This is a genomic window from Sphingomonas sp. HMP9 (genome assembly GCF_013374115.1).
Lineage (GTDB): Bacteria > Pseudomonadota > Alphaproteobacteria > Sphingomonadales > Sphingomonadaceae > Sphingomonas.
Map to the genome: position 1 here is coordinate 1,870,885 of NZ_AP022673.1, position 25,055 is coordinate 1,895,939.

At 67.0% G+C, this 25,055-nt stretch carries 26 protein-coding genes; 5 read left to right on the plus strand and 21 right to left on the minus strand.

Annotated features, from left to right (window positions below):
* Positions 1–527: 527 nt before the first annotated feature.
* Positions 528–1,298, minus strand: coding sequence for a GcrA family cell cycle regulator (locus HMP09_RS08230; RefSeq protein WP_176499957.1), 771 nt, complete (start codon positions 1,296–1,298; stop codon positions 528–530).
* A 65-nt stretch (positions 1,299–1,363) separates the two neighbouring features.
* On the opposite strand from HMP09_RS08230, the gene HMP09_RS08235 reads away from it, so the two are divergent.
* Positions 1,364–2,218, plus strand: a complete 855-nt coding sequence (locus tag HMP09_RS08235) for an ABC transporter permease (RefSeq protein WP_176499958.1) — start codon at positions 1,364–1,366, stop codon at positions 2,216–2,218.
* Positions 2,176–3,489, plus strand: coding sequence for a serine hydrolase (locus HMP09_RS08240; protein ID WP_232090801.1), 1,314 nt, complete (start codon positions 2,176–2,178; stop codon positions 3,487–3,489). Before HMP09_RS08235 ends, HMP09_RS08240 begins: the two co-directional genes overlap by 43 nt.
* 271 nt (positions 3,490–3,760) lie before the next feature.
* Here HMP09_RS08240 and HMP09_RS08245 read toward each other — a convergent pair whose 3' ends face one another.
* From HMP09_RS08245 to HMP09_RS08335, 19 genes are all read right to left on the minus strand, one after another.
* Complete coding sequence (locus tag HMP09_RS08245) at positions 3,761–4,288, minus strand: GNAT family N-acetyltransferase (RefSeq protein ID WP_232090803.1); 528 nt, start codon at positions 4,286–4,288, stop codon at positions 3,761–3,763.
* Between the two features lie 41 nt (positions 4,289–4,329).
* Entirely contained in the window at positions 4,330–5,112 is a 783-nt protein-coding gene (locus HMP09_RS08250; RefSeq protein WP_176499960.1) for a LysR family transcriptional regulator, read from the minus strand.
* Positions 5,109–5,507 carry a Co2+/Mg2+ efflux protein ApaG gene (apaG, locus tag HMP09_RS08255; RefSeq protein ID WP_176499961.1) on the minus strand — a complete coding sequence of 133 codons (399 nt, stop codon included), beginning with the start codon at positions 5,505–5,507 and terminating at the stop codon, positions 5,109–5,111. The genes HMP09_RS08250 and apaG overlap by 4 nt, the downstream gene beginning before the upstream one ends.
* A complete protein-coding gene (locus tag HMP09_RS08260; protein ID WP_176499962.1) occupies positions 5,504–6,709 on the minus strand; it encodes a trans-sulfuration enzyme family protein in 1,206 nt (401 codons plus the stop codon). The genes apaG and HMP09_RS08260 overlap by 4 nt, the downstream gene beginning before the upstream one ends.
* A 217-nt stretch (positions 6,710–6,926) precedes the next feature.
* Positions 6,927–8,060 carry a glycosyltransferase family 2 protein gene (locus HMP09_RS08265; protein WP_176499963.1) on the minus strand — a complete coding sequence of 378 codons (1,134 nt, stop codon included), beginning with the start codon at positions 8,058–8,060 and terminating at the stop codon, positions 6,927–6,929.
* On the minus strand, positions 8,035–9,081 hold the full coding sequence (leuB, locus tag HMP09_RS08270; protein WP_176499964.1) for a 3-isopropylmalate dehydrogenase: 1,047 nt from the start codon (positions 9,079–9,081) through the stop codon (positions 8,035–8,037). Before leuB ends, HMP09_RS08265 begins: the two co-directional genes overlap by 26 nt.
* A 40-nt stretch (positions 9,082–9,121) precedes the next feature.
* Positions 9,122–9,853: a DNA repair protein RecO gene (gene recO / locus HMP09_RS08275; protein WP_176499965.1), complete on the minus strand. Its 732-nt coding sequence runs from the start codon at positions 9,851–9,853 to the stop codon at positions 9,122–9,124.
* A 258-nt stretch (positions 9,854–10,111) separates the two neighbouring features.
* Positions 10,112–11,062 carry a GNAT family N-acetyltransferase gene (locus tag HMP09_RS08280; RefSeq protein WP_176499966.1) on the minus strand — a complete coding sequence of 317 codons (951 nt, stop codon included), beginning with the start codon at positions 11,060–11,062 and terminating at the stop codon, positions 10,112–10,114.
* The gene (locus tag HMP09_RS08285) at positions 11,017–11,994 is read right to left on the minus strand and encodes a polysaccharide deacetylase (RefSeq protein WP_176499967.1); all 978 of its coding nucleotides are present in this window, start codon (positions 11,992–11,994) and stop codon (positions 11,017–11,019) included. Before HMP09_RS08285 ends, HMP09_RS08280 begins: the two co-directional genes overlap by 46 nt.
* 156 nt (positions 11,995–12,150) lie before the next feature.
* On the minus strand, positions 12,151–14,076 hold the full coding sequence (gene uvrC / locus HMP09_RS08290; protein ID WP_176499968.1) for an excinuclease ABC subunit UvrC: 1,926 nt from the start codon (positions 14,074–14,076) through the stop codon (positions 12,151–12,153).
* Between the two features lie 312 nt (positions 14,077–14,388).
* A complete protein-coding gene (locus HMP09_RS08295; protein WP_176499969.1) occupies positions 14,389–14,709 on the minus strand; it encodes a DMT family transporter in 321 nt (106 codons plus the stop codon).
* Between the two features lie 198 nt (positions 14,710–14,907).
* A complete protein-coding gene (locus HMP09_RS08300; protein ID WP_176501666.1) occupies positions 14,908–15,480 on the minus strand; it encodes a F0F1 ATP synthase subunit B family protein in 573 nt (190 codons plus the stop codon).
* A 37-nt stretch (positions 15,481–15,517) separates the two neighbouring features.
* Complete coding sequence (locus HMP09_RS08305) at positions 15,518–16,012, minus strand: F0F1 ATP synthase subunit B family protein (RefSeq protein WP_176499970.1); 495 nt, start codon at positions 16,010–16,012, stop codon at positions 15,518–15,520.
* Positions 16,013–16,069: 57 nt separating this feature from the next.
* On the minus strand, positions 16,070–16,297 hold the full coding sequence (locus tag HMP09_RS08310; protein ID WP_055873230.1) for a F0F1 ATP synthase subunit C: 228 nt from the start codon (positions 16,295–16,297) through the stop codon (positions 16,070–16,072).
* Positions 16,298–16,338: 41 nt separating this feature from the next.
* A complete protein-coding gene (locus tag HMP09_RS08315; protein WP_056056028.1) occupies positions 16,339–17,097 on the minus strand; it encodes a F0F1 ATP synthase subunit A in 759 nt (252 codons plus the stop codon).
* Positions 17,098–17,167: 70 nt separating this feature from the next.
* Positions 17,168–17,488: an AtpZ/AtpI family protein gene (locus HMP09_RS08320; protein WP_055873233.1), complete on the minus strand. Its 321-nt coding sequence runs from the start codon at positions 17,486–17,488 to the stop codon at positions 17,168–17,170.
* 301 nt (positions 17,489–17,789) lie between these two features.
* Positions 17,790–18,170, minus strand: coding sequence for a YdbL family protein (locus HMP09_RS08325; protein WP_056416692.1), 381 nt, complete (start codon positions 18,168–18,170; stop codon positions 17,790–17,792).
* Position 18,171: 1 nt separating this feature from the next.
* Positions 18,172–18,348, minus strand: coding sequence for a YnbE family lipoprotein (locus HMP09_RS08330; protein ID WP_176499971.1), 177 nt, complete (start codon positions 18,346–18,348; stop codon positions 18,172–18,174).
* 47 nt (positions 18,349–18,395) lie between these two features.
* On the minus strand, positions 18,396–21,575 hold the full coding sequence (locus HMP09_RS08335) for a YdbH domain-containing protein (protein ID WP_232090807.1): 3,180 nt from the start codon (positions 21,573–21,575) through the stop codon (positions 18,396–18,398).
* Positions 21,576–21,660: 85 nt separating this feature from the next.
* On the opposite strand from HMP09_RS08335, the gene radC reads away from it, so the two are divergent.
* Both radC and HMP09_RS08345 read left to right on the plus strand, forming a co-directional pair.
* The gene (gene radC / locus HMP09_RS08340) at positions 21,661–22,353 is read left to right on the plus strand and encodes a RadC family protein (RefSeq protein ID WP_176499972.1); all 693 of its coding nucleotides are present in this window, start codon (positions 21,661–21,663) and stop codon (positions 22,351–22,353) included.
* Positions 22,354–22,435: 82 nt separating this feature from the next.
* The gene (locus tag HMP09_RS08345; protein WP_176499973.1) at positions 22,436–22,648 is read left to right on the plus strand and encodes a hypothetical protein; all 213 of its coding nucleotides are present in this window, start codon (positions 22,436–22,438) and stop codon (positions 22,646–22,648) included.
* Between the two features lie 76 nt (positions 22,649–22,724).
* Here the strand turns inward: HMP09_RS08345 and HMP09_RS08350 are convergent, their stop codons facing one another.
* The gene (locus HMP09_RS08350; protein WP_176499974.1) at positions 22,725–23,174 is read right to left on the minus strand and encodes an EF-hand domain-containing protein; all 450 of its coding nucleotides are present in this window, start codon (positions 23,172–23,174) and stop codon (positions 22,725–22,727) included.
* 231 nt (positions 23,175–23,405) lie between these two features.
* Here HMP09_RS08350 and purB point away from each other — a divergent pair, with 231 nt between their 5' ends.
* Positions 23,406–24,704: an adenylosuccinate lyase gene (gene purB, locus HMP09_RS08355; protein ID WP_176499975.1), complete on the plus strand. Its 1,299-nt coding sequence runs from the start codon at positions 23,406–23,408 to the stop codon at positions 24,702–24,704.
* The last annotated feature ends 351 nt before the right edge of the window (positions 24,705–25,055 follow it).

Sequence of the window (25,055 nt, forward strand, 5' to 3'; positions counted from 1 at the left end):
CCGTCGCTCGGGTACATCACGTGAGTGACAGACTGATTTTGCTGTCCCGCGAAGCTTGTTCTCCGGTGAAGGCGGGAGCCCAGTCTGGAACCCTGCCTTCGCGGGGAAACATGCTGGGGGCGGTCGGTATGGTCGTGGCTAGATGTTCTCACTGGGTTTGTTAAGCGCCGCCCGTGTCGCTCCGTATACCTCCCCGGCGAAGGCCGGGGCCCAATTGGGAAGGTCGATGTAACGAGGGGCGGCCCGTCGTTATTGCCGTTTCCCAATTGGGCCCCGGCCTTCGCCGGGGAGGGGCCTGGTTTGAGCGTGGCGGCGGGTTGAGACGCGCAAGCCAAAGCGCGCTGCCGGAACGAGCCCGGTACCCAGACGGGCAATCCAAACGGAAAAAGGCCGCTTCCCCGGGGGTGGGGAAGCGGCCTCTGTCTCAGGCTAGCCATGGGCAAAGCCCATGTCGTCGGACGCGGCGTTGCCGCGCCGGCCGGGCTTGGGCGAGTCCGTTGCCAATGTGGCAACGGCCGCCCGGCGCCTCACCTCGGCCGAGGCCCACCGAACGGCAGCGGCGGAGTCGGGCGACGGTCGCGGCGCGGGAGCTGCGCCTGATACGCGTGGCCGCAGTGATCGACGCAATACGGGAAGCCCGGATTCACGGCCTTGCCGCAGAAATGGAAGTCCGGCTCGCCGGGATGACCGAGCGGCCATTTGCAGATGCGGTCGTTGAGTTCGAGCAGGCTCGTCTTGTTCGCCATCTCGGCGGACGGCTTGGCGGGCACGAGGCGACGCGGCGGGGCGGGCGTGCTTGGCGGCTGTTGCTCGCCGGGCGCCTGGCGGAGGAATCCGCCTGGGCCGACCGAGCGCAGGATCGGCTGCGGTGCACGGACGGGCGCGGGCACGGCGGGTACCGCTTCATCCTCGTCCTCGTCTTCGTCCTCGTCGTCCTCCGGGTCTTCAGCAACCGGCTCGGGCTCGACCGGTGCTGCGGGCTTGGCCGCTGCGACGACGGGCGGTGCGACCGGTGCAGGCTTGGGGGCCGCGACCTCGACCGGCTCCGCTGCCGGTGCCGCAACCGGCTCGGGAGCCGCTGCTGCGACCGATGCCGAAGCCTCGGCTGCAGCCGCTGCCTTGGCCTCGGGATCGTTCGGCTTCACCGGCGACGGGCGCGCCTGCAGTTCGAGGCGGTGCGCCTTGCCGATGACGGCGTTGCGGCTGACGCCACCCAGTGCTTCGGCGATCTGGCTGGCGGTCTGGCCGGCCTCCCACATCGTCTTGAGCGTCGCGATGCGCTCGTCGGTCCAGGACATGTTCGTTCCTTAGTCAGCGTCAGCCGGGTTGCGGGCGGCAGCGGCAGGGATTACCCGCAACCACTATGAGCAGCCAGCCCCCAATCGGTGAAATCCATTCGGCGGTGCGATCCGCCCCCGGCGTTCCCGTCATAAAGAGCGTGAACTGGGAGGGTTTGCGAACCCTCTATATCAAGGAGGTGCGCCGATTCTTCAAGGTGCAGCTTCAGACGGTGTGGGCGCCCGCAATAACGACGCTATTGTTTCTGATCGTGTTCACCATCGCGACGGGCGCGAAAAGCCCCGTGCCGGTCGACGGCCAGATCGTCGCGTTCGCCGATTTCATCGCGCCGGGGCTGATCATCGCACAGGGGATGATGGGCCCGGCGTTCGCCAATGCCAGCTTCTCGCTGCTGGTCGGCAAGATGCAGGGCACGATCGTCGACTATCTCCAGCCGCCGCTTTCGACGGGTGAACTGCTGGCCGCGCTGGTCGGTGGGGCGGTCACGCGCGCGGTGATCGTCGGGATCGTCGTGTGGGCGGCGATGGCGCTGTATCCGGGCGTGCACGTCACGCCGCACGCGCCGCTCGCGATCATCTGGTTCGGCTTGCTGGGCGCGGTGTTCCTCGCGCTACTGGGCGTGCTGACGTCGATCTGGGCGGACAAGTTCGATCATGCCGCGGCGGTCACCAACTTCGTGATCGCGCCGCTGTCGCTGCTGTCGGGCACCTTCTATTCGGTCGACAAGCTGGCGCCGGCGTTCCGCGCGTTCAGCCATGCCAACCCGTTCTTCTACATCATCTCGGGCTTCCGTTACGGGTTCCTGGGGATCGCCGATTCGCCGGTGATGGTCGGCGGGATCGTGATCCTGGTAATCGACGTGGTGCTCGCGACGCTGTGCTACCGGTTGCTGAAGAGCGGCTGGAAGCTGAAGAACTGATGCGCGGGCTGGCGCTCTGGCTGATGGCGATGGCGGTGGCCTTGCTGCCGGTTGGTGCAATGGCGCAGGGTGCCGTGGCGGACCCGGCGTTGCGGGCCAAGGCGGACGCGCTGGTGGCGATACTGGACGGTCGCGGGTCGTACGACACCTATTTCGCCGCGAGCTTCCGTGACAAGGTCCCTGCCGCGCAACTGTCGGCCATTGCCGCGCAGTTGAAGACTGCGCTCGGGGCCCCGCAAAAGATCGAGACGTTCACCGCGACCTCGGCATGGTCGGCGGACCTGACCGTCGGGTACGCGCGTGGCACGGCGAGCGTCCGCCTGGTGATCGATCCCGCCCCGCCGCATGCCGCGACCGGACTGCTGATCACCGGCACGGCACCGCGCGACGACAGCATGGCCAAGCTCGAAGCGGAGTTTCGCGCGCTGCCGGGGGCCAGCGGGTTCGGGCTGTATGCGTTGGGCCAGGGCAAGCCTGCGCCGATCCTGGAATATCGTGCCGATGTCGCCGCACCGCTCGGGTCGGCGTTCAAGCTGTGGGTGCTGGCGGAGTTGGCGCGACAGGTGGCGGCGGACGAGCGGCATTGGGCGGACGTGGTGACGGTCGGCGCGCCGTCCTTGCCGTCCGGCGTGTTGCAGACCTGGCCTGCCGGGTCGCCGGTGACGGTGCAGACGCTGGCGACGATGATGATATCGATCAGCGACAACACTGCGACCGATACGCTGCTGACGACGCTCGGCCGTGCGAAGGTCGATGCGATGGCGGCGGCGGCGGGCGGTAGCGTGCCGGTGATGACCACGCGCGAGATGTTCGCGCTGAAGGGCGATGCGGCGCTGACCAAGGCCTGGGCTGCGGGATCGGTGGACGCGCGGCGCACGCTGCTCGTGGACAATGCGGTGAAGATTTCGACTGGGAAGCTGGATCCGACAGTCTTTGCGGGCAAGCCGGTGGCGATCGACAGCGTCGAATGGTTTGCGAGCCCGGCGGCGATGGCGGGGCTGCTCGATCGGTTGCGGACCGCCGACCCGACGACGCGCGCGATCCTCGCGATCAACCCGGGCATCGACCCCGCGATCGCCAAGCGCTTTCGGTACGTCGGGTTCAAGGGCGGCGGCGAGCCAGGAGTCGTCGCGCTCGACTATCTGGTGCAGGCGAAGGACGGCCGCTGGTATGCGGCGACGGGCAACTGGCACCGTGCGGACGGCCCGGTCAACGACATGCGGTTCGCGGGGTTGATGGGGCGGGCGTTGACGCTGCTGGCGGGGCGGTAGCCAGCTTCATACTACCTACGCTGTTCCCCCGCGAAGGCGGGGGCCCAGGATACCAAACGCCATCGCCCGTGACCCTGGACTCCCGCCTTCGCGGGAGAACGGCAGTGGTGGATCGAGCGCCGAGACGTCCCCGTACTGCTACCACCCCGGCGGAGGCCGGGGTCCAGTTGGAAAGGTTAGCGTAACGAGGCGCTGTCGTCCGTTAGCAGCGTTCCCCACCTGGGCCCCGGCCTTCGCCGGGGTGGTGTATCTATCAGGGTGGTTGAGGCCCTCAGGCCCGCCCGGCGGCCTGCCAGCTGTCCGCGCAGAGCCCGTAGATGAGACTGTCGCGCAACCCCAGATGCGTTTCCCATTCGTCGCGCAACAGGCGTTCGCGGCGAAACCCCAGGCGCTCCAGCAGCAGGATCGACGCGGTATTCTCGGTATCGGCATCGGCGAACACGCGTTTGCGCCCCTCGGCGAAGAGTCGGTCGATCACTGCCGACACCGCCTCGCGCGCGATCCCTCGCCCCCACGCTTCGCGCGCGAGGATGAAGCCGATCTCGGTCACCCCTGCCCCGTCCGCCTCGCTCCCGGAAACCCAGCCGATCGCGCGGTCGTCACCGGTGCGCGTGATCGCCCAGGTGCGCTGGTTGCCCGGCGCGGCCTCCTCGGCGAGGTAGGTGCGGACATCATCGACGCTGTCGAGCGGACCGTCGGCCGAATAGGCCATCAGCTCCGCATCGGCGAGCATCGGGTGCAGCGCGGGCGCATCACCCTCGACCAGCGGCCGCAGTCGCAGCCGGCGCGTCTTCAGCACCGGCGATACACCGGCACGGCGCGGTCTGCGTCCGGCCTGCCTCACGCGGTCAGCGCATCCACGAGCGCGCGGACTTTCTTCTGGCGCCATTGCGGGAGCGGCGCGACCAGCCAATAGCCGCCCTTCGACGGCTGCGACTCGCCGATCAATCGCACGCGCCCCTGCAACAGATCGCGCCGTGCAAGCAGTTCGGGAACCGTCGCGCGCCCCAACCCCGCCGCCGCCGCGTCGATCGCGAGACCGGCATCGGTGACGCGGACCAGCGCCACGCCGTCCTCTCCCGACCACGCGATCGCCGACTCGCTATCGGTGCCGGGCGCGGCGATCGTCACCATGCCTTCCGATTCGAGCGCCTCGCCCTCATGCTCACCCGGGCCATCGCCCCAGCGGATCGCGAGATCGAGATTGGCCTCGGTGAAGTCGACATTCTCGTCCGCGGTGATCAGCACGAAGCGCAGCTCGGGATCGGCCTCGGCGATCTGCGCGAGCCGCGGCATCAGCCATTTCTCGGTCAGGTCGCGCGGCGCGGCGATCGTCAGGGACTTGGACGACTGCCCGGCCTGCATCGCGCGGACCGCCTCCTCGAACTGGAGGAAGCCGCCACGCAGCGCGCCCAGACCCGCTTCGGCCTCGGGAGTCAGTTCGAGCCCGCGCGTGGTGCGGCGGAACAGGACGACGCCGAGCGTATCCTCGAGCGCACGAATTTGCTGGCCGACCGCGGCCGGCGTCACCGCCAGTTCGTCCGCGGCACGCGTGAACGACAGATGCCGCGCGGCCGCATCGAGCACGCGAAGGCCGTTGAGCGGAAGATGCGTGCGCTTCAATTCAGCACCGCAGGCGCGAACAGCGAGAAGCGGGGGATCTCGACGGCGAACACCGCGCCGTCTTCGCGGACCATCTGGTAACTGCCCTGCATCGCTCCCGACGGCGTCGCGAGCGGGCAGCCCGAGACGTAATCGAAGCTCGCGCCCGGTTCGATCACCGGCTGTTCGCCCACCACGCCCTCGCCCTCGACCGAATGGCGCGCGCCGCGGCCGTCGGTAATGACCCAGTGGCGGGTGAGCAACTGGACGCTCTCGTCGCCCTCGTTCTCGAGGCGGATGTGATAGGCCCAGAACCAGCGGCCACGCTCAGGCTCGGACTGTTCGGGCAAATAGCTGACCGACACGCGCACCGTCACCCCGTCGGTCGTCGCCGCGTTGGGGAACAGCGCCTTCACAGACCCGCCCTGGTCAGCGCCTGGTCGAGGTCGTCGATCACGTCCTGCGCGTCTTCGAGCCCGACGTTGATCCTGAGCAGCCCCTCGGTCACGCCCATCTCGGCCTGCTTGTCGGGCGATACGCTCGCGTGCGTGGTCGAGGCGGGGTGCGTCATCAGCGAACGCGAGTCGCCGATGTTGTTCGAGATATCGACGAGTTCGAGCCCGTCGAGCAGGGCATGCGCCTGCTCGCGCCCCTCGACCTCGAACGCGAAGATCGGGCCGCAGGCGTCCATCTGTCGGATCGCCAGCTCATGCTGCGGGTGGCTGGGCAGGAAGGGGTGCAGCATGCGGGGCACGCGGCCTTCGAGGAATTGCCCGACCTTCATCGCATTCTCGGACTGACGGTGGATGCGCAGATCGAGCGTCTCGAGCCCCTTGAGCACCACCCACGCATTGAACGGCGACAGCGTCGGGCCGGTGTTGCGCGTGAACGGCAGCAGCGTGTTGGTGATGAAATCCTCGGTCCCGCAGACCGCGCCGGCGAGCACGCGGCCCTGCCCGTCCATCATCTTCGTCGCGCTGTAGGCGGTGACGTCCGCGCCGAACTCCATCGGTCGCTGCAACGCCGGCGTGGCGAACGCATTGTCGACCACCGTCGTGATGCCGCGTTCGCGCGCGATGGCGCAGATCGCGTTCAGGTCGGCGATATCCATCGTCGGGTTGGCGGGCGTCTCGAAGAAGAACACCTTCGTCTCGGGACGGACCGCATCGAGGAACGCCTGCGGGTCACGCGCATCGACGATCGTCGTGGCGATCCCGAACTTGGGGAGCAGCGTATCGGTCAGCCAGCGGCACGACCCGAACGCCGCGCGCCCGCCCACCAGATGGTCGCCGGTCTGGAGCTGGCAGAGCAAAGCCGCAGTCATCGCCGCCATGCCCGTCGCCATCGTCCGGCACGCCTCGGCGCCTTCCAGCAGCGCGATCCGCTCCTCGAGCATCTGCACGGTCGGGTTCTGAAGGCGGGAATAGGTCATCCCCTCCTGCTCGCCGGCGAAGCGCGCCGCGGCGTCGCCCGCCTTGTCGTAGCAATAGCCCGAGGTGAGGAACAACGCCTCCGACGTCTCGCCATATTCGCTGCGGGCGGTGCCGCCGCGGATGGCGCGCGTCGCGGGACGCCAATTCTGGGTGATCGAACGATCCTGGCCGGTCTTGCGCTTCATGCCCGCCGCTTTGCCGCTGGGGAGCCGCGATGACAAGCCTTGCGGCCGTAACGGTCGGGTTAGATCCGGCGCAACCTGTCGATCCTCCCCCGCCAGGGGGAGGTGGCACCGAAGGTGACGGAGGGGGAGGACACGTAACAGGCGTTTCCTCTACCGCCCCCTCCGTTTGGCGAAGCGCCAACCACCTCCCCCTGGCGGGGGAGGATTGAGGGATCGATTAGTAGCGGCCCCAGGTGAATTTTGACGACAGCGCGTAGTTCCAGACCGCGCCGACCAGCACGCCGACCAGCGCCGAGGCGGCCCAGGCCCCGTCGCGCATCTCGTACAGGAACGCGGCGATACCGACATTTGCGACCGCGCCGACCAAACAGATCACCGCGAACGACACCCAGCCGTCGACAAGTTGCCGCCACCCCTTCAACCGCCGATCGCGGTAGGTCAGCGCGTTGTTGAGGAAGAAATTGAAGGTGAGCGCCGCAAAGGTCGCGAGGATCTCGCCCGAAAGAAACTGCGTGCCGAGGCCCATGAACAGCGCGGTCAGCACGGCCATGTGGATGCCGACGCCAAGCAGGCCGATCGCCGAGAACATCGCGAACCGCACGGGCACGATCCGTCCGAACATCCGGTCGTAGATCGCAATCAGATATTCCAGCGCGACGACGTGATCGAGCTTGCTCTCACCTTCTGCGCGGACGCGGAAGGTATAGGGAAGTTCGACGAAGCGGAGCGGCGTCGGCGAGGCAGTGAGCAGGTCCAACAGGATCTTGAAGCCGATCGCCGACAGCGATGGCACGAGGCGGCGGACGACGTCGGTGCGGATCATGAAGAAGCCGCTCATCGGATCACTGAGGTCGGCCTTCAGCACCATGCGCGACAGCCTCGTCGCAAATGCCGACTTGGCGACACGGTCGCTGTCCCATGCGCCGGTGCCGCCGCCCGCGACGAAGCGCGAACCGATCACGACGTCGCTCTCGCCGTCCCGGAGACGATCGAGCATCGCCGGCAGCAACGTCTCGTCATGCTGGAGATCGCCGTCGATCACCGCGACGAACGGCGCCGCGGTGGCGCACATCCCCTCGATGCACGCGGACGACAGCCCGCGGCGACCGATCCGCTGGATGACGCGGACCCGGGAATCGTGGCGGGCGATCGCGCGTGCGGCGCCCGCCGTGTCGTCGGGACTGTCGTCGTCGACGAAGATCGCCTCCCAGTGGCGCCCCGCCAGCGCCTGGTCGAGCCTGGCGATCAGGGTCGCGACATTCGCCGACTCGTTGAACGTCGGGATGACGATCCCGAGTTCGAGCAGGTCGCCGGTCACCGGACGCTCAAGCCAGTTTGGCCAGCACCGCATCGCCCATCGCGCGCGTCGACAGCGTGCCGCCGAGATCGGGCGTGCGCGCACCGTCGAGAATCGCGGCCGCGACCGCTGCCTCGATCCGGTCCGCCGCCTCGGGCATGTCGAGCGAGTGGCGCAGCATCATCGCGGCGGACAGGATCGCGGCGCACGGATTGGCCTTGCCCTGCCCTGCGATGTCAGGCGCGCTGCCGTGGATCGGCTCATACATGCCCTTGTTCGAGCCGTTGAGCGCAGCGGACGGGAGCATCCCGATCGAGCCCGCGCACATCGAGGCCTCGTCGGACAGGATGTCGCCGAAGAGGTTCCCGGTGACGATCACGTCGAACTGGCCCGGGTTGCGCACCATCTGCATCGCCGCGTTGTCGACATACATGTGGCTCAGCGCAATGTCGGGATAGTCGGCGGATACTTCGATCACGACGTCGCGCCACAACTGCGAGGTTTCGAGGACGTTGGCCTTGTCGACCGACAGCAGCGTGCCTTTCCGGGTGCGCGCGGTCTCGAAGCCGACGCGGGCGATGCGCGCGATCTCGGCTTCGTCGTAGCGCATCTCGTCATGACCTTCGCGCAGGCCGTCGGCGGTGGTACGGATGCCCTTCGCGCCGAAATACACGTCGCCGGTAAGCTCGCGGACGATGACCATGTCGATCGACCGCGCGATCTCCGGGCGGAGCGCGGACGCGTCCTCGAGGCCCGCGAACAGCTTGGCAGGGCGCAGGTTCGCGAACAGGCCCAGCGCCTTGCGCAGGCCCAGAATGGCTTGCTCGGGGCGAAACTGACGTTCGAGCGCATCGCAGTCGGGATCGCCGACCGCGCCGAACAGGATGGCATCGGCGCGACGTGCGAGGTCGAGCGTCTCTGGCGGCAGCGGGTGCCCCGCGGCCTTGTACGCGGCGCCGCCGACGAGGCCCTCTTCGTAGCTGACGTCGAGACCGAGCGTATCGAGCACCCGGCGCGCTTCCGCGGTGACTTCGGGTCCGATGCCGTCTCCGGCCAGTATCGCGATCAAGGGCATGTGCGTTCCTCCTGCGCGGCCTCTGCCGGGCGGTGCGCGCTCACGCAACCGCCCTTTTGAGCCGATCGACCAGCCGGTCCCGCGCCGCCAACGGATCGGCGCGCCGGTCGACGAGGATGTCGCGCGCCAGGAAATGCCCGGTCAGCCTCAGGCCATCGAAGATATCGGGCCATTCCGCCTCGCCGCCGACCATGAGGAACGCGGGCAATCTGAGCAGCTTGGCCTCATAGCCGAACGCCGCCCCGCGCGAGACCGCGGCGCCGCTCTTGGGGCTGACGAAACCGAGATCGTCCGCGGTGCCGTTCGCGACGCACCGGTCGAGGTCGAGCCCGAAGCCAAGTTCCGCGAGCATCAGCAATTCGTACCGCACCAGCGCGGCGGCCCAGCCGCGCGCGGACGGCGCCGCCTCGATCGCGCCGAGCACGCCGTCGAGCGCGTCGTGGATCTGCGGATAGGGCTGCGCTTCGGGCAACGACGCCGCGGTCAGCGCGGTGGCCCATTCGAGCGCGCCTGCCGCGAGCGGCTCGCCGTGCATCTGCGCGCGGCTGTGGATGAGTTCTGCGGTGAGCGAGGCAAGTTGCTCACCGGTGCGCGCGCGCCATTCGCCCTGAATGACGTTCGCCTGCAGCAACACCGGCCGCATCGCCCGCGACCGCCCGCCACGGACATAGCCGGGTTGCACGCCGTCGTTGCGAGTCAGCGCCCGCACGATCGCGCCATGCTCGCCATGCTGACGGACGGCGACGACGATGGCGGCTGCGCGGAGGTGCATGAGTGGCCTATACCCCGGTCGTTCCGGGAGCGGGAGGGGGACCGCCTTGTGTCATACTGACACCCGGTGATCCTGCCCCACCCCCGTCATCCTGACCCACCCCCGTCATCCTGACGAAAGTCAGGATCCAGAGTAACGAATGCCGCCCTGCGTGGCTCTGGATCCTGACTTTCGTCAGGATGACGGGGGGTGTGGGGCCTGCGGTTCGCGGTGCGACGACGTGGTTCGTCACCTTGCTTGGGACTGGCAATCGCGACCCTAGCGGCGGATCTTCTTCGCCAGTCTATCCACCAGCGGCACCGTCGCGGCGCGTTTCGCCAAGGCGATCGCGGCGTCGAACGTGCGCAACGCCAGCAGCGTACTGCGGTTCGCCAGGGTCGGACGCAGCAGCAGCACGTCGACGCACGCCGTGCCCGCGCTCGAGAATTGCCGCTTGTGCTGCCCCTCGCCCTCGGTGAAGTCGAACCGGGCGAACCGTCCCTCGGCGAACAGGTCACGCAGCGCCTCGACCTGGAGAACCGCTCCCGGCGACAGGGCGCTATGCACGGGATCATGCCCGACATAGGTGTAGCGCAGCGTATCCCCGTCCGCGGTGCAGCACAGATACGCGATCGGCGCGTCCTGCAGGAACACCAGCCACGCCCGCAGCCCGTCCTCCTCCGCAAGCGCACTCAGTGCGCGCACTGACGCTGGATCGGCGGGCAGGCCAGACCCCAGCAATTTTTCCTGATAGGTCTTTGCCGAGACGCGGCGAGCAAGCGGGTAGAACGTCGCGAACTGCTCGGCCCGGTGATAGCGACGGACGTCGAGTAGGCCGTCGTTCGCCGCCGCAAGCTTCTTTGCCTTGCGCTTGATGCCGGTGCGCGCGGTACTCGACAGGCCGGACAGCCATGCCGCTTCACCGGCCGCCAGATCGACATGATACCGGCTGTACCGCTGTCGGACGAGCGCCATTACGTGCCGATCGATCAGTCCGGCGAGCCTCGTCTCCGGCAACGACGTCACCAGATACCCGTCGGCATCCGACGGTAGCGGCGGCAATTCGGGCTGCGTCCCGGCGAGGACATCGGCGAGCGAGAGCGATAGCCGCACAAGGCGTTTCGGGATCGTGCCGAGCGTCCGCGCGCCGACCTGGAACATCAGTGCCACGGTCGACGTCGCCATCAGGTGCGTCGCGACCGGGGGCGTTCCGAGATCCAGTTCGACCATAGTTGCTCGGCCTGCCGCCAGCGCGTGCGCACCGGGTCGGGGCCGAGCGGGATGTCGCCGCGGTCGAGGTCGAGCACGGGGCGATCGGCGAAATGCGTGGTCGGCAACACGTCGCGCATCTCGGCGAGCATGGTGCATAACGCCTGGAAACGGCGAACATGGACCGCGTTGGCGCGCGTACCGCGGCGGTTGGCCAGTTCGAAGCCGTGGCTGACGATCGTCACCGCGGCATGATGCGCCGCCGCCGCATGTTCGAGCGCATCGTAGCTTTCGCCCGCGGACAAAGCGCAGAGCTGGAACGTGCGCACGCGGCCGCGCAAATCCTCGATCACGGTCACGGGGACCTCGACGATACCGGCGTCGGTCGACCGTCGGACCGGGGCGATCTGGCGTGCGGGGAGCGAGATACGGCTGGTGTGCGGCGCCTCCGACCCGTTGTGACTGCTGTCATAGGCGAAACCCAGGCTCTCGAGCGCAGTCAGCGTATCGTCATTGGCGGCATAGCTGCCCGCGCGGAACGCGATCGGATGCGGCGCGCCGGCTTCGACCAGCAATTCGGTGGCACGAACGAGCAGTTCGACCTGTTCGGCGAGGCTGTAGCTGTAAAGCTGAAACCGGTCATGCGCGACGCCGTGGTCGCCGGCTATCGCACGGGTCCAATTGGGGTGGAGATGAAGCTGAACCTCCTGCCCCCCGTCCAGGATCGTTTCGACCATGCGACGGATGGGCGCCAGTCCGAAGGTGATCGCAGGCATGGGATCGACGAAGAAACAGGCTTTCAGGTCATGCCGGGCCAGTTCGGCCAGTTGATACCCCAGGCCCACCCCCGCCGGCTCGAGCGAGCGCGCATAAATCGCGTCGCAATCGAGGCCAGCGGCATGGTGGCGCCACGCGAACTCGGTATCGACAGTCAGGAAGACAGGCGTGGTCACGGGGCAGTCTGTAACAAACGGTCATGAAAAAGGAGTTTCGTTTTATCCAATCCGACTTGATTTGAATTAAATTTTTACGCCGTCTGGATGAACCCTGCATCGCACAGATGTGGGTGATCAGACGGACGGAGGTCATCCGTACTGCGATCTGGTCCGCTACCGCGAATGGTAGAAATCATAGACCTGTTGCGCGACGCCCGCGGATACGCCTGGCGCCTGTTGCAGATCCTGCAGGCTCGCATTGCGGACCGCGCGGCCGGTGCCGAAATGCATCAGCAGCGCCTTCTTGCGCGCAGGGCCGATGCCGGGCACCTCGTCGAGCGGACTCGCGCCGATCGCCTTGCTGCGCTTGTCGCGGTGGACGCCGATCGCAAAGCGGTGGACCTCGTCGCGCAGCCGCTGGAGGTAGAACAGCACCGGCGCGTTGACGGGCAGCTGGAATTCGCGACCGTCGAGCATGTGGAACACCTCGCGCCCGTCACGGCCATGCTGCGGCCCCTTGGCGATCCCGACGAGGCACACGTCCTCGACGCCGATCTCCTCGAGCGCGGCCTTGACCGTGTTGAGCTGCCCCTTGCCGCCATCGATCAGCACCAGATCGGGCCATTCGCCCGAATCGCGATCGGGATCCTCGGCCTGCGCGCGCGCGAAGCGCCGCGTGAAGACCTCGCGCATCATCCCGAAATCGTCGCCTGGGATGGTGTCCTTGTCCTTGATGTTGAACTTGCGATACTGGCCTTTGCGGAAGCCTTCGGGCCCCGCGACGACCATCGCGCCGGTCGCGGCGGTGCCCTGGATATGGCTGTTGTCGTAGATCTCGATGCGCTGCGGCGGCTCGGCCAGGTCGAACAGGTCGGCGACCTCGCGCAGCAGCTTGGCCTGCGTGGTCGATTCGGCCTGGCGCCGCTCGATCGCCTCGATCGCGTTGCGCTTGGCCTGATCCATCAGGCGGCGGCGGTCACCGCGCTGCGGCACCTGCAACGCGACCTTGTAGCCCGCGCGCTCGCCCAGTGCCTCGACCAGCAGCGCGCCTTCGGGCAGCTCGCGGTCGAGCAGGATCTGCCGGGCGGGCGGCACGTCCTCGTAGAACTGGCCGAGGAAGCTGGTCAGCACCTCGTCCTCGGGCACGTCGTTGGTGTGCTGCGGGAAGAAGCTGCGATGCCCCCAGTTCTGGCCGCCGCGGATGAAGAACGCCTGGATGCCGATCAGCCCGTCCTTGCATGCCATCGCGAAGATGTCCGCGTCGCCTACCCCTTCCGCGTTGATCGCCTGCGTGCCCTGGATGAACGTCAGCGCCTTCAACCGGTCGCGCAGCAGCGCGGCGAGTTCGAAGTCCATGTTCTCGGCGGCGGCCTGCATCTGCGCGCCGAGCTTGGCCTGCACGCCGGTCGACTTGCCCGCGAGGAAGCTCTTCGCGTCCTCGACCAGCTCCTTGTACGCAGGCTCGTCGATCCGGCCGACGCACGGCGCGGAGCAGCGCTTGATCTGATACAGCAGGCACGGCCGGTCGCGCGTCTTGAAGAAGCTGTCGGTGCACGATCGCAGCAGGAACAGCTTCTGGAGCGCGTTGAGCGTGTTGTTGACCGACCCCGCGCTGGCGAACGGGCCGTAGTAATTGCCCTTCGCGCGCCGCGCGCCGCGATGCTTCTGGACGCGCGGGAAATCGTGATCGTCGCGCAGCAGGATGAACGGGAAGCTCTTATCGTCGCGCAGCAGCACGTTGTACGCGGGGCGATAGCGCTTGATGAGCTGCGATTCGAGCAGCAGCGCCTCGGCCTCATTGTTGGTCGTGACGATCGTCATCGACCGCGTCTGCGACACCATCCGCTGGAGGCGTTTCGTCAGCCGCTCGACCTGGCAGTAATTGGCGACGCGGTTCCTGAGCGCACGCGCCTTGCCGACATAGAGCACGTCGCCGCGTGCATCCTGCATGCGATAGACGCCGGGGCGGACCGGGAGCGTGTCGAGCACGTTACGGATCGCCGCGACGCCGGCCGCCAGATCGGGCGCTTCGCCGCCACCGCGGACGGCAAAGGTGGATTTGTCTTCGTTGAACCGGTCGGGGGAATTGGGGGAGGACATCGGCCGGAATCTAGGGAGTGCGTGGGGGTTATGCCAGCAGAAGGCAGTGATGTTCACGCGAAGGCGCGAAGGCGCGAAGAGAAGAAGTTTCGTTCACGCGGAGACGCAGAGCCGCGGAGAGAAGAGTCGAGCATTGCGGCGTTCGCCATCACACTGCCGAAGGCCTGTATCAGCTTGATGCTGGCCGGTCCGTCGGCCCCGTGCCCAACACCTCCGCGCCTCCGCGCCTCCGCGTGAACCAACTCCTTCTCTTCGCGCCTTTGCGCCTTCGCGTGAATCAAGCTTCTGAATGCCCTGCGGGCAGAGAGATGGTCAGGCCTGCGCGAAGACCTTGGTGCCGACGATGCCGACCACGGTCAGCGCCATGAAGCCCGCCTGGAACCCGCTGACCTTGTCGCCGAACAGGATCACGCCGCCGATGATCACGCCGATCGCGCCTGCGCCGGTCCAGATCGCGTACGCCGTGCCCGCAGGCAGGCCGCGCATCGCGAGCGCGAGCAGGCCCATGTTGACGAAGCTCAGGATGATCGGGACGCTCGACGCCTGCCAGGTGGCGACGGTGGCCGCCCATTTGAGGCTGAGCGCCCAGCAGATTTCGGTGATAACGGCGATGCCGAGGATGAGCCAGGACATGGTTGTTCTCCAACGGGCTCAGATTGGAGACTCGGCCGCCGGAAACCCGGGAAGAGACGGCCGTCGATTTGGAAAGCTTCAGCGCACCAAGCGCTTTGCCGTTCCCCCGCGGAGGCGGGGGTCCAGGATCTCACAGGATAACGCCCGCAACCCTGGACCCCCGCCTTCGCGGGGGAACAGTATCCTACGCGGATGCTGCTAGTTCAGGCGGCTGAGACCTGAGATCGAGCGGTCGACCATCGCGCGGTCGGCGGCGGCGTCGTGATGCTCGGCGATCAGCATGCCGGCAGCCTTGGCGGCCGCGTCGGCAGCCCGCGCACGGACCTCGGCGATCGCTGCGCGTTCGGCGGCGGCGATCTTGTCTTCGGCCATCTTCGCGCGACGGGTCATGAGGTCCTCGGCACCAGCCTTGGCCTTGGCGATGATCGCGGCGGCTTCGTGATGCGCGTGCGCTTTCATGGCTTCGGCTTCGACGTGCGCGGTCTTGGCCTTGGCCTCGTATTCGGTGCGGATCGCCTCGGCTTCGGCGCGGAGCGCCTTGGCTTCGTCGAGCTGCGTGCGAATGCCCGCGATGCGCGTGTCGAGCATCTTGCCGATCATCCCTGGAACCTTCTTCCAGATCATCAGCAGGATCACGACGATCATCGCCACCGCGACCCAGCCGGTCGAGGTCAGGCCGAGTGCGGTCGGATCGGGAACGTGCTCGACACCGCCGGGTGCGGTCGTGTGACCCTGGATGCCCTGGTTGTCGATCGCACCCTCGGGCGCCATGCCCTCGCCGTGAATGACCTTTGCGGCCGAATCGGGATTAGCCATGCGCCGTCGTCCTGCGTACCGCGTCGCTCGCCGCATCCAGGCTAACCTGGAGGCCGGCGACCTTGGCGGCCAATTGCTGTGCTGCTTCGGCGGCGACGCCCTGAAGGTTCGAGAGCGCCTCGGCCTTCGCGTTCGCGACCGCCAGATCGTGATGACCCAGACGCTCGGCGAGATCGGCGTCGGCAGCATGGACCTGCTGCTCGAACGCCAACGCCGCCCGCTTCGCAGCGGCGGCCGTCTCGGCCTGCGCCGCGGTACGCGCCGCGTCCATTTCTGCCTGCCAGTTCGCCTGGACCGTATCGGCCTGCGCACGGGCGGCGACCGCCGCCGCCAGATCGCCGGCGATCCGGCCTTCGCGCGAGTCGACGTTGGACACGATCTTTGGCACCATTCCCTTGCCGATCCCGAAATACAGCATCCCGAAGGTGAGCAGCAGCCAGAAGATCTGCGAGGCGTAGGTAGCGGCTATCTGGGCAATCTGGGGCATTGGTCTGTCCTGCGTTAATCCGGCCGGGCGCGGTTGCCCGGCCAAATCACCGAGTGGTTAGGCGACGAACACCAGGATGATCATGGTGACGAAGGCGAGCAGGCCGAGAAGCTCGGCTGCTGCGAAACCGATGAACAGACGGCCCTGCTGGCTGTCGGCTGCGCCCGGGTTACGGAGAGCGCCAGCGAGGAACTGGGCGAACACGTTGCCCACGCCGAGTGCGGCGAGGCCCATGCCGATCGCTGCGAGGCCGGCACCGATCATCTTTGCTGCTTGTGCGTCCATGATAAATTCCCTTTGAAAAACAGTTTAGGTGATGGAAAAACTTAGTGAAGGTTGACCGCGTCGTTCAGATAGACCGACGTCAGCAACGCGAACACATAGGCCTGGATCGCGGCGACCAGCAGCTCGAGCAGTGTGATGCCGATCATCAGCAGCATGCTCGGCGCGCTCACCAGACCGATATACATCCCGCCCAGGTTCAGGCCGTTGATCACGAACGCGGCCAGCACCTTGAGCAGGATGTGCCCTGCGGTCATCGCCACGAACAATCGCAGGCCGAGCGAGAACGGCCGCACCAGGAACGACATCAGCTCGACCACGAAGATCAGCGGGATCATCAGCGCGGGCGTGCCGCTCGGTACGAACAGCGAGAAGAAGTGGAAGCCGTGCTTGCCGAAGCCCACCAGGAGCACGATCGCGAAGCTGATCAGCGCCAGCACGCCGGTGACGGTCATGTGGCTGGTCACGGTGAACGGATGCACGCCGGGGACGATGCCGAACGGCAGCAGGCCGATGATGTTCGCGAACAGGATGAACATGAACAGCGAGAAGACATAGGGCACGAAGCGCTTGCCGCCCGGGCCGACATTCTGCTCGAGCATGCCCGAGATGAAGCCGGTAAAGCCCTCGACCGCCATCTGCCACCGGCCGGGGACGAGCTCGCGCTTCATCCCGCCGATCATGAACGCCCACAATGCGACCAGCGTCACCACCATCCACAATGCGGAGTTGGTGAAGGACAGGTCGTAACCACCTACGATCCAGTGCGAGCCGAACGCCGGCTCGATCAGGAACTGGTGCATCGGATCGATCTTGCCGCCCTGTTCTGCCGCCACGTGGAATCCCTGCCGTCTTGATACGACAAACGCCCGGTTACTCCGGGCGTTCGCCTGAAATTCGAATGATCTGCCTGAACGCGACCGCTATCCCGAGGAACAGCAACACGATCAGCCCCCAAGGGCCAGTACCGAACCAGCGGTCAATCAACCAGCCGATCAGCGCACTGCCGACGAGACTCCCGATCAGAGCGGAAATGACGCGATTGCCTTGCGAGTATCCCCGCTCGGCATCCGCCCCCTTCTGCCCCTTTGCCAGCGTTTCCCGAGCCTTGACCTCTCTCAATCGCTCATCGAGCGCGGAAAGTCGCGGATCGTCAACACCCTGGGGGTCCTGTCCGGGTTCGATCTCCGCCACGCACGTTCCTCCACCTGATTTCGCATCGGGGAGGAAGCAAGCAGCGACGAGCGATCCCGCCAAGGCGCGGTCCGTTTAGAAAAGGGGGGGGTGCAAGTCAACCGGTGTGACAGGCGCGTCATCATTGGGGTCGTCGGTCGCGAGCGCTTGGTAGTCGTTCGGCACCATACACCCAGCCGTCATCCTGACGAAAGTCAGGATCCAGAGCCACAAGCGAACCGTGTTGGGCTCTGGATCCTGGGTCGAGCCCAGGATGACGGACTAAGCGAGCGTCGAGATTTCGTTCTCAGTTCGGCCCAGTTCAGACGCAGCGCGAATCGCGTTCCGGGGCGGCCGCCGTGCGCGTCTTCCAGACGCCGCCCGGGGTCTTGTACTTCTCGCCCGCGTTGGTCTGCAGGATCAGGTTGCAGCCGCTGGTGAACGCGAGTTGCTCCACCGTCGCGCCGCTCGCCTGCGCCTTTTGCGTGTAGGCCGACTTGCGCTGGATATTGATGTTGTTGACCAGCGCGCGCAGATCGCCGCTCGCTGCGCCGACGAGGCCGAGATAGCCGTCGGGCTGCTCGCCGACCTCGCCGCCGGCGCGCGCCGCGGCATAGGCCGGGTCGCGCTGCGCCGAGGCCGCCACCGAAAGGCCGCCGAGAGCCACCGCTGCGGCAACCATCATCATGACCTTGGTCTTCATCTTAGAATATCCCCGGATTCTGCTGGATCAACGATTTCGCCTCGCCGTCGAGACGATAGACCACTTCTTGCGTGACGTTGATGTTGAGGTTGATCTCGATCGGCTTGTCGGGCGCCGACACGTTGATGCAGCTCGGCAGGGCGGCAGCGGTCGTGACCAGAAAAGCGATCGTCCTCATCCTATGCAAGATCGGCCTTTGCTCCAGCTTCTTCAATCCTGTTTCGGTCATGGCACGATCCTGCTTGCGGGAGGCTGAATAGTCGGAAGTTTGGGAGGCGGCGGCGCGGCCTGCTGTTGCAGCAACGCGGGCAGGTTGCGCTGGATGAGGCGCTTCGGATCATAAAAGCTCTGTGCCGAATCGAGCAGCCCGCGGAACGGCGCCTTGATGCGGATATTGAACACGAACGGCAGCTTTTGCAGGCGACGGACGATGAAGTTCGCCTTCGCCCCCTCGCCCTGGCTGATCCCGGCGAAGCGCACGTCGGTGACCATCTCGCCCGCCAGCGGCCCGTTCATCCCGACTCGCAGCGACTGGTAGCGCAGCGACTTCAGCGCCTGGAACGCGATGTTCGCCCAGATGCCGAGGTCCTTTTGGCTGAGGTCGCCGACATAGGCGAGCGTACCGCCGCCTTTGCGCACCTGAAGATCGCCACCCTCGATACGGCCGCCCGTTTCGTCGAAAATCATCGGCAGCACGCCGTCGAAAATTCCGGTCGCGTCGAGATTCTTGAAATCGAACTGCTGGAGGAACTGGTCCGCCGCCATGTTGGCGACATGGAACGTCATTCGCCGCTCGGACGCCGCGGAGAAGTCGAGCAGCGTCGGGTCGAGCGTCAGCGATCCGCCCGCGAACGGCCATGACCCGTCCTCGACCTGTACGCGCGCGCCAGGCAGCGTCTGGTAACGGATCGTGCCGTCGGTGACGGGGATGCCCGGGTTGAGCGTGCGGATCGTCGCCACCTGCCCCGGCGCGCTCTGCAGATTGAGCAGATCGGTGAAGCGGATCTCGGTCGCGATCCCGGTCACCGGGCCGAACGCGGCGGCGAGGTCGGTGCCGGCGGTGCGGAACACGCCATTGCTCGTCACGCCATCGGGGGTCCAGGCGATATGCCCCTCGCCACTGACCGATCCGTTGACGTCGGCGATCACGCCGAAGGTCAGCGGAGTGAGCGCGTCGGGTTGCAGCTTGTCCTTGGCGAACGCGATTGCGGGGACGATGAGGTCGGCCTTGCCCGCCCCTGCCCCAAGCGCGTGGGTGAGCGTGACGTCGGCGACCTTGGTGTTCGACGTCGGCTCGACCAGCGTCCCCGCGGCGGTGATGCTGCCGTTGACCAGCGCGAGCGTCACGGTGCGCGCGTCGAGCGGCTTGAACCGCGGGGTCGGCGCGGCATCGGATACGCCCATCGCGCCGGTGAGGTTGAGCGCACCGCCGACCAGCGTCCAGTCGCCGGCCGCATCGCCGAGCAACAGCGGGACGTTGGCGATCTGCCCCGAACCGCCGGTGAACGCGCCGGCCAGCCCTCGCGCGGTCATGCGGCCGGTCACGGTGCCGAAGTCGAGTCGCGTGACGCGCTGGGGCGCACCGATACGCGTCTGCACGCGCTCGATCGCGAACCCGCGATCGGCAAGCCGCACGGTCGCGCCGGCGGTCGCGAGCGTGATCGGGGTGGTGCCGAGCCGTCCGGTCAGGCTTGCCGCCGCGATCCGGGCACCGCCGCCGATCCGCGCGCCGTTCACCTGCACCAGCGCGCCGTCGACCGGGCACAAGGTCAGTCGCGACGGGTCGAGCACCAGCCCGGATAGCGCGAACCGCTGCACCGCCAGGGGCGTGCAACCGGTGTTGACGACCAGTCGCCCGCGACCGTCCCACAGCGCGACAACCGGCATCGCCAGGCCATTGACCCGGTTGGCGGACCCGCCGCCGCCGATCGGCCCCGAAAGCGTCATGCGCGTCGCGATCGACGTCGCACCCCCCGGAGTTGCGCTGAAGGTGACGGGGGTCAGCGCCAGACGCGCGGCGCCCGCCGCATAGGGCGCGATGGTAGCCACGCCGCGGATCGCCGCGCCGGGTTTGGCCTGCGCGAGCGACACGCGCGCCTCGGGCAAGCCGCCGCCGCGCATCGCGAGGTTCGTGTCGAGCCGCACACCGCCATTCGGCCAGTCCAGCGCGACCCCGCTCCCGCCGCCGAGCGCCACGCGCGCACCGCTGGCAGACGCGAGCGCGAGACGGGACAGCAGCGCCTTACCGAGGCCGCCCTCGATCTGCACGCGCACGTCGGCATCCGCGGCAAACCCGCGACCTGCCTTCTGGATCGCCTGCGCCGCCGCGGCTGCCAAGGGGGCAACGGGCGTCCCCGCCGCCGCCCCGCCAATCGCCGTCAGTCCAGCGAGTCGTTTTGGCGCCACGGCGGCACCGCTCGCCTGGATGCGCCCGGCGAAGGCGATCTGCTTGCCGATCCGGTAGGCGCCAGCGAGCGAAACGCGTCGCGCGCCGCCCTCGAGCGTGCGAACGGTATCGGCGGCAATGTCCACCTTGCCCGCGGTCGCCGCCGCGCTTCCGGTGAAGGCGATCGTGCCGCTCGCGCCGGCCGACGTGCCGCCGGGCGTCCGTGCAGCCCCCGTCGTGAGCGTCGCCTTGCCCTGCCAGCGATCGAGCGCCGCGGAGAGGCCGACGTCGAGGTCTGCCACCAGCCGGTCGACGCGCGTCGTGCCACAGGCGAGCCGCGACACGCGCACCGGCCCCGTGACGGTCGGTTTGGCCGCGTCGATCCGCAGCTTGACGGTCGCCGCCAGCCGGTCGATCGCGCACCCGCCGATATCGAGCCGCTCGCTGATCGCCGCGAGCGTACCGCGAAACCCGTCGTCGAGCTTGCCCGATCCGGCCAGCTTCAGCCCGACGATCCCCTGCGGAGTCTCGAGCCGCATCCGCCCATCGGCGACCGACACGTCGAGAGCGGGCAGCGTAAACGGCTTGCCCGACGACGCTGGCAGCAGCTTGTCGATCGCACCGAGCGAGACTTTCCCGTCAACCAGCCGGCCACGCAGCCGCACCTTCCCCGCGCGCACGCCCTCCAGATAGGGGCCCGACAAGCCGATGCCGGTGCGCGTCTCGACCCAGTCGGCGACGAGATCGGGATGCGCCGGATCGCCGATCACGACATTGGTCAGTCGCTGGCCACCCAGTGCGAGGTTGGCAATATCGTAGCGCGCCGGCACGCCGGCCTTGACGAGTTCGCGGTCGATGAACCCTTCGGCGATCGGTTTGCGCACCAGCCACAGCACGACCAGCGCGGCGAGCAGGAGCAGCGCGATCGCCAGCGCGACGCGGCGGGCAGTCGCTCGACGGTGAGAGCCGGACCGGGGGTCGGCCGCGGGGCCGGCCCCCGTCTCGCTCGTCTCGCTCACCCACGCACTCCGCTACAGTCGACGCCCTGCATAGGCGGGTGCGGGGGCGTCATGCAATTGCACGTGGATGTGCTAGCATTGGCATATGGCCGAACCGGACGAACATATCGACGATCTGAAGGGTCACCGGGGGCGCCTCCGCAAACGCCTGTTCGAAGGCGGCAGCGACGCGTTGCTCGACCACGAACTCATCGAATATCTTCTCGCGATCGCGATTCCCCGCGGCGATACCAAGGCGCTCGCCAAGGCGCTGATGCGCGAGTTCGGTGGAATTGGCGGGGTGCTCACCGCGGATGCCGAGGCGCTCGGCCGCGTGAAGGGGATGGGCGAGATCTCGACCGCGGCGATCAAGATCGCGCACGCCGCCGCGATCCGCCTGCTGCAATCGCAGGTCAGCGACCGACCGGTGCTGGCGAACTGGCAGGCGCTGCTCGATTATCTCCGCGCGGACATGGCACATCACGCGATCGAGCGGTTCCGCGTCCTGCACCTCAACACGAAGAACATGCTGATCCGCGACGAAGTGATGAGCAAAGGCTCGATCGACCAGGCCGCGGTCTATGTCCGCGAGGTCATCCGCCGTGCGATCGATCTCGGCTCGGCGTCGATCATCCTCGTCCACAACCATCCGAGCGGCGACCCCTCCCCCAGCCGCGCCGACATCGAGATCACGCGCACGATCGCCGAGGCGGGCAAGCGGCTGGGTATCACGGTCCACGACCATATCGTGATGGGCACCGGCGGCCATGTCAGTCTGCGCGCGCAAGGGTTGATCTAGAGCAAGAAGATAACGGTGTAAGTTCCTTGATGCGCTGCGTCGTTTCGCCGGCATCTTCGTTGTCAAACGGAAGGAATTGCATGTGGACAACAAGTTACACGACGAACCCTCGAGCGTGACCGCGGAACACGGGCAGGTTCTGGTGGATGGACCGGACGGGGTCGCGGTGTCGCTGACGCCCGACGCGGCGGTCGAGACGTCCGACCGGTTGCTCGAAGCCGCGGTCGAGGCGCAGGGTCAGAAACTGGCCGAGACACTCGCGGAGAAGGAGCGGGCGGAGCGCAAGGCGGGCTGATCAGCCTCACCGCACTTCGGCGTTGGCGGACCGAGTTGGTCAGGATTTCCTGACCGTCCTCGATCCGCGATACTCGTCAGCCCTGCGTCAGAAAGCTGGTGATTTCGCTCTTCGTCAGCGACTTGTTCTTGTCCCCGTCCGCCTGCGCGAAGGCAGCCGAAACCCACTTCTTGGTCTCCGGCGCATCCGGCTTGGTCGACGGATCGGTCTTGCTCTTCAGCGCAACCATCCAGCCGCCGAATTCAACCGCGCTGAGCTTGCCGTCGCCATTCTTGTCGTAGGTCGGAAACTCGGTGTCGACGACCTGCGCGACCTGGCTGCCTGTCGCGGGTTGTTCGCGCGCGGCGGACTGCATCGGCACCGCATCGGTCGGCGTAGCTTGCGGCGATGCCATCGCGCCAGACGGATTCGTCTGGCCGGTAGCAGCACCAGACGGGGCCGAAGTCTGCGAGGATGTCGTGGTCGACTGTGCCAATACGGGTGCAGCAACCAGTGCCGCGCCGGCCAGCATAGCATATTTCAACATTGCGTCTCTCCGGTAGTGTTCTACGCGTCTACTGAGCCGCTTGGCGATCGAGCATGGAATATACTCGGCGCCGCGAACTGCTCACTCACTCTATACGCGTTGCGGTGCCGGATTCATACGCGATGCGGGGTATTTGAACCTTGTCCTGCGTCCTGCTACCGCGTTTCGCGCGCAAACGCGGGGAATATGCCACGCGACATGCCTTACCCTTCACGCTCCCGAGGAAACCCGATGGTCCCCCGCTATTCCCGCCCCGACATGGTCGCGATCTGGACGCCCGAAGCGCGCTTCAAGATCTGGTTCGAGATCGAGGCGCACGCCACCGACGCGCTCGCCGAGCTGGGCGTCGTTCCCAAGGAGGCGGCCGCGGCGATCTGGGCTAAGGGTGCGTTCGAGGTCGATCGGATCGACGAGATCGAGCGCGAGACCAAGCACGACGTCATCGCCTTCCTGACCAACGTCGCCGAGCATGTCGGCCCCGAAGCGCGCTTCATGCATCAGGGCATGACCTCGTCCGACGTGCTCGACACGTGCCTCGCGGTGCAGCTGGCCAAGGCGAGCGACATCCTGATCGCCGATCTCGATGCGCTGCTCGTGGTGCTCGAACGCCGTGCGCGCGAGCACAAGATGACGCCGACGATCGGCCGCAGCCACGGCATCCATGCCGAACCCGTCACGTTCGGGCTGAAGCTGGCGCAGGCGCACGCAGAGTTTGCCCGCAACCGGGCGCGGTTGATCGCGGCGCGCGAGGACGTCGCGACCTGCGCGATCTCGGGCGCAGTCGGCACGTTCGCGAACATCGACCCGTTCGTCGAGGAGTATGTCGCGGGCAAGCTGGGCCTGTCGGTCGAGCCCGTCTCGACGCAGGTCATCCCGCGCGATCGCCATGCAATGTTCTTCGCGACGCTGGGGGTGATCGCCAGCTCCATCGAGCGGCTCGCGACCGAAGTGCGGCATTTGCAGCGTACCGAAGTGCTCGAGGCGGAGGAATTCTTCTCGCCCGGCCAGAAGGGCTCGTCGGCGATGCCGCACAAGCGCAATCCGGTGCTGACCGAGAACCTCACCGGGCTCGCGCGGATGGTGCGCGGTTATGTCACGCCCGCGATGGAGAATGTCGCGCTGTGGCATGAGCGCGATATCTCGCACTCGTCGGTCGAGCGCTATATCGGGCCGGACGCGACGATCACGCTCGACTTCGCGCTCGCGCGGTTGACCGGGGTGATGGACAAGCTGGTCGTCTACCCCGAGCGGATGTTGAAGAACCTCAACAAGATGGGCGGCCTCGTCCATTCGCAGCGCGTGCTGCTGGCGCTGACGCAGGCCGGCGTGAGCCGCGAGGACGCGTATCACCTCGTGCAGCGCAACGCGATGAAGGTGTGGGATTCGGACGGCGCGTTGTCGCTGCTGGAGTTGCTGAAGGCGGATCCGGAAGTGACGTTGTCGGATGCCGAACTCGAGGACAAGTTCGACCTCGGCTATCACCTCAAGCACGTCGACACGATCTTCGCGCGGGTGTTCGGCGCGGCGTAAAGGCGTGGCTTAGTCCCTTCCCGCATTACTTACCTCCGTCATCCTGACGAAAGTCAGGATGACGGGCCGGGCAGGATCGCCCGCCCTGCAACCACCCAAAGTGCACGCAACGCAATTACGATTGTATGTTACAAAATTGCGACAACGCGCAATAATGCCCATATCGCCCTTGCCGGATATTGTTCCGGCATCGGAGACCTACCCATGCGCATGTTCGAAACCGTGACCAGCACCATGCTGGCGATCGCGGCTCAAGCGCTGGTGGTCGGGGTGGTCATCACCGCCCTCTGATCCATCGGCCCGCCCGCCCCCTCCCGAGGGGGCGCGGCTAGGCCGGGCGTTTTAAGGCCC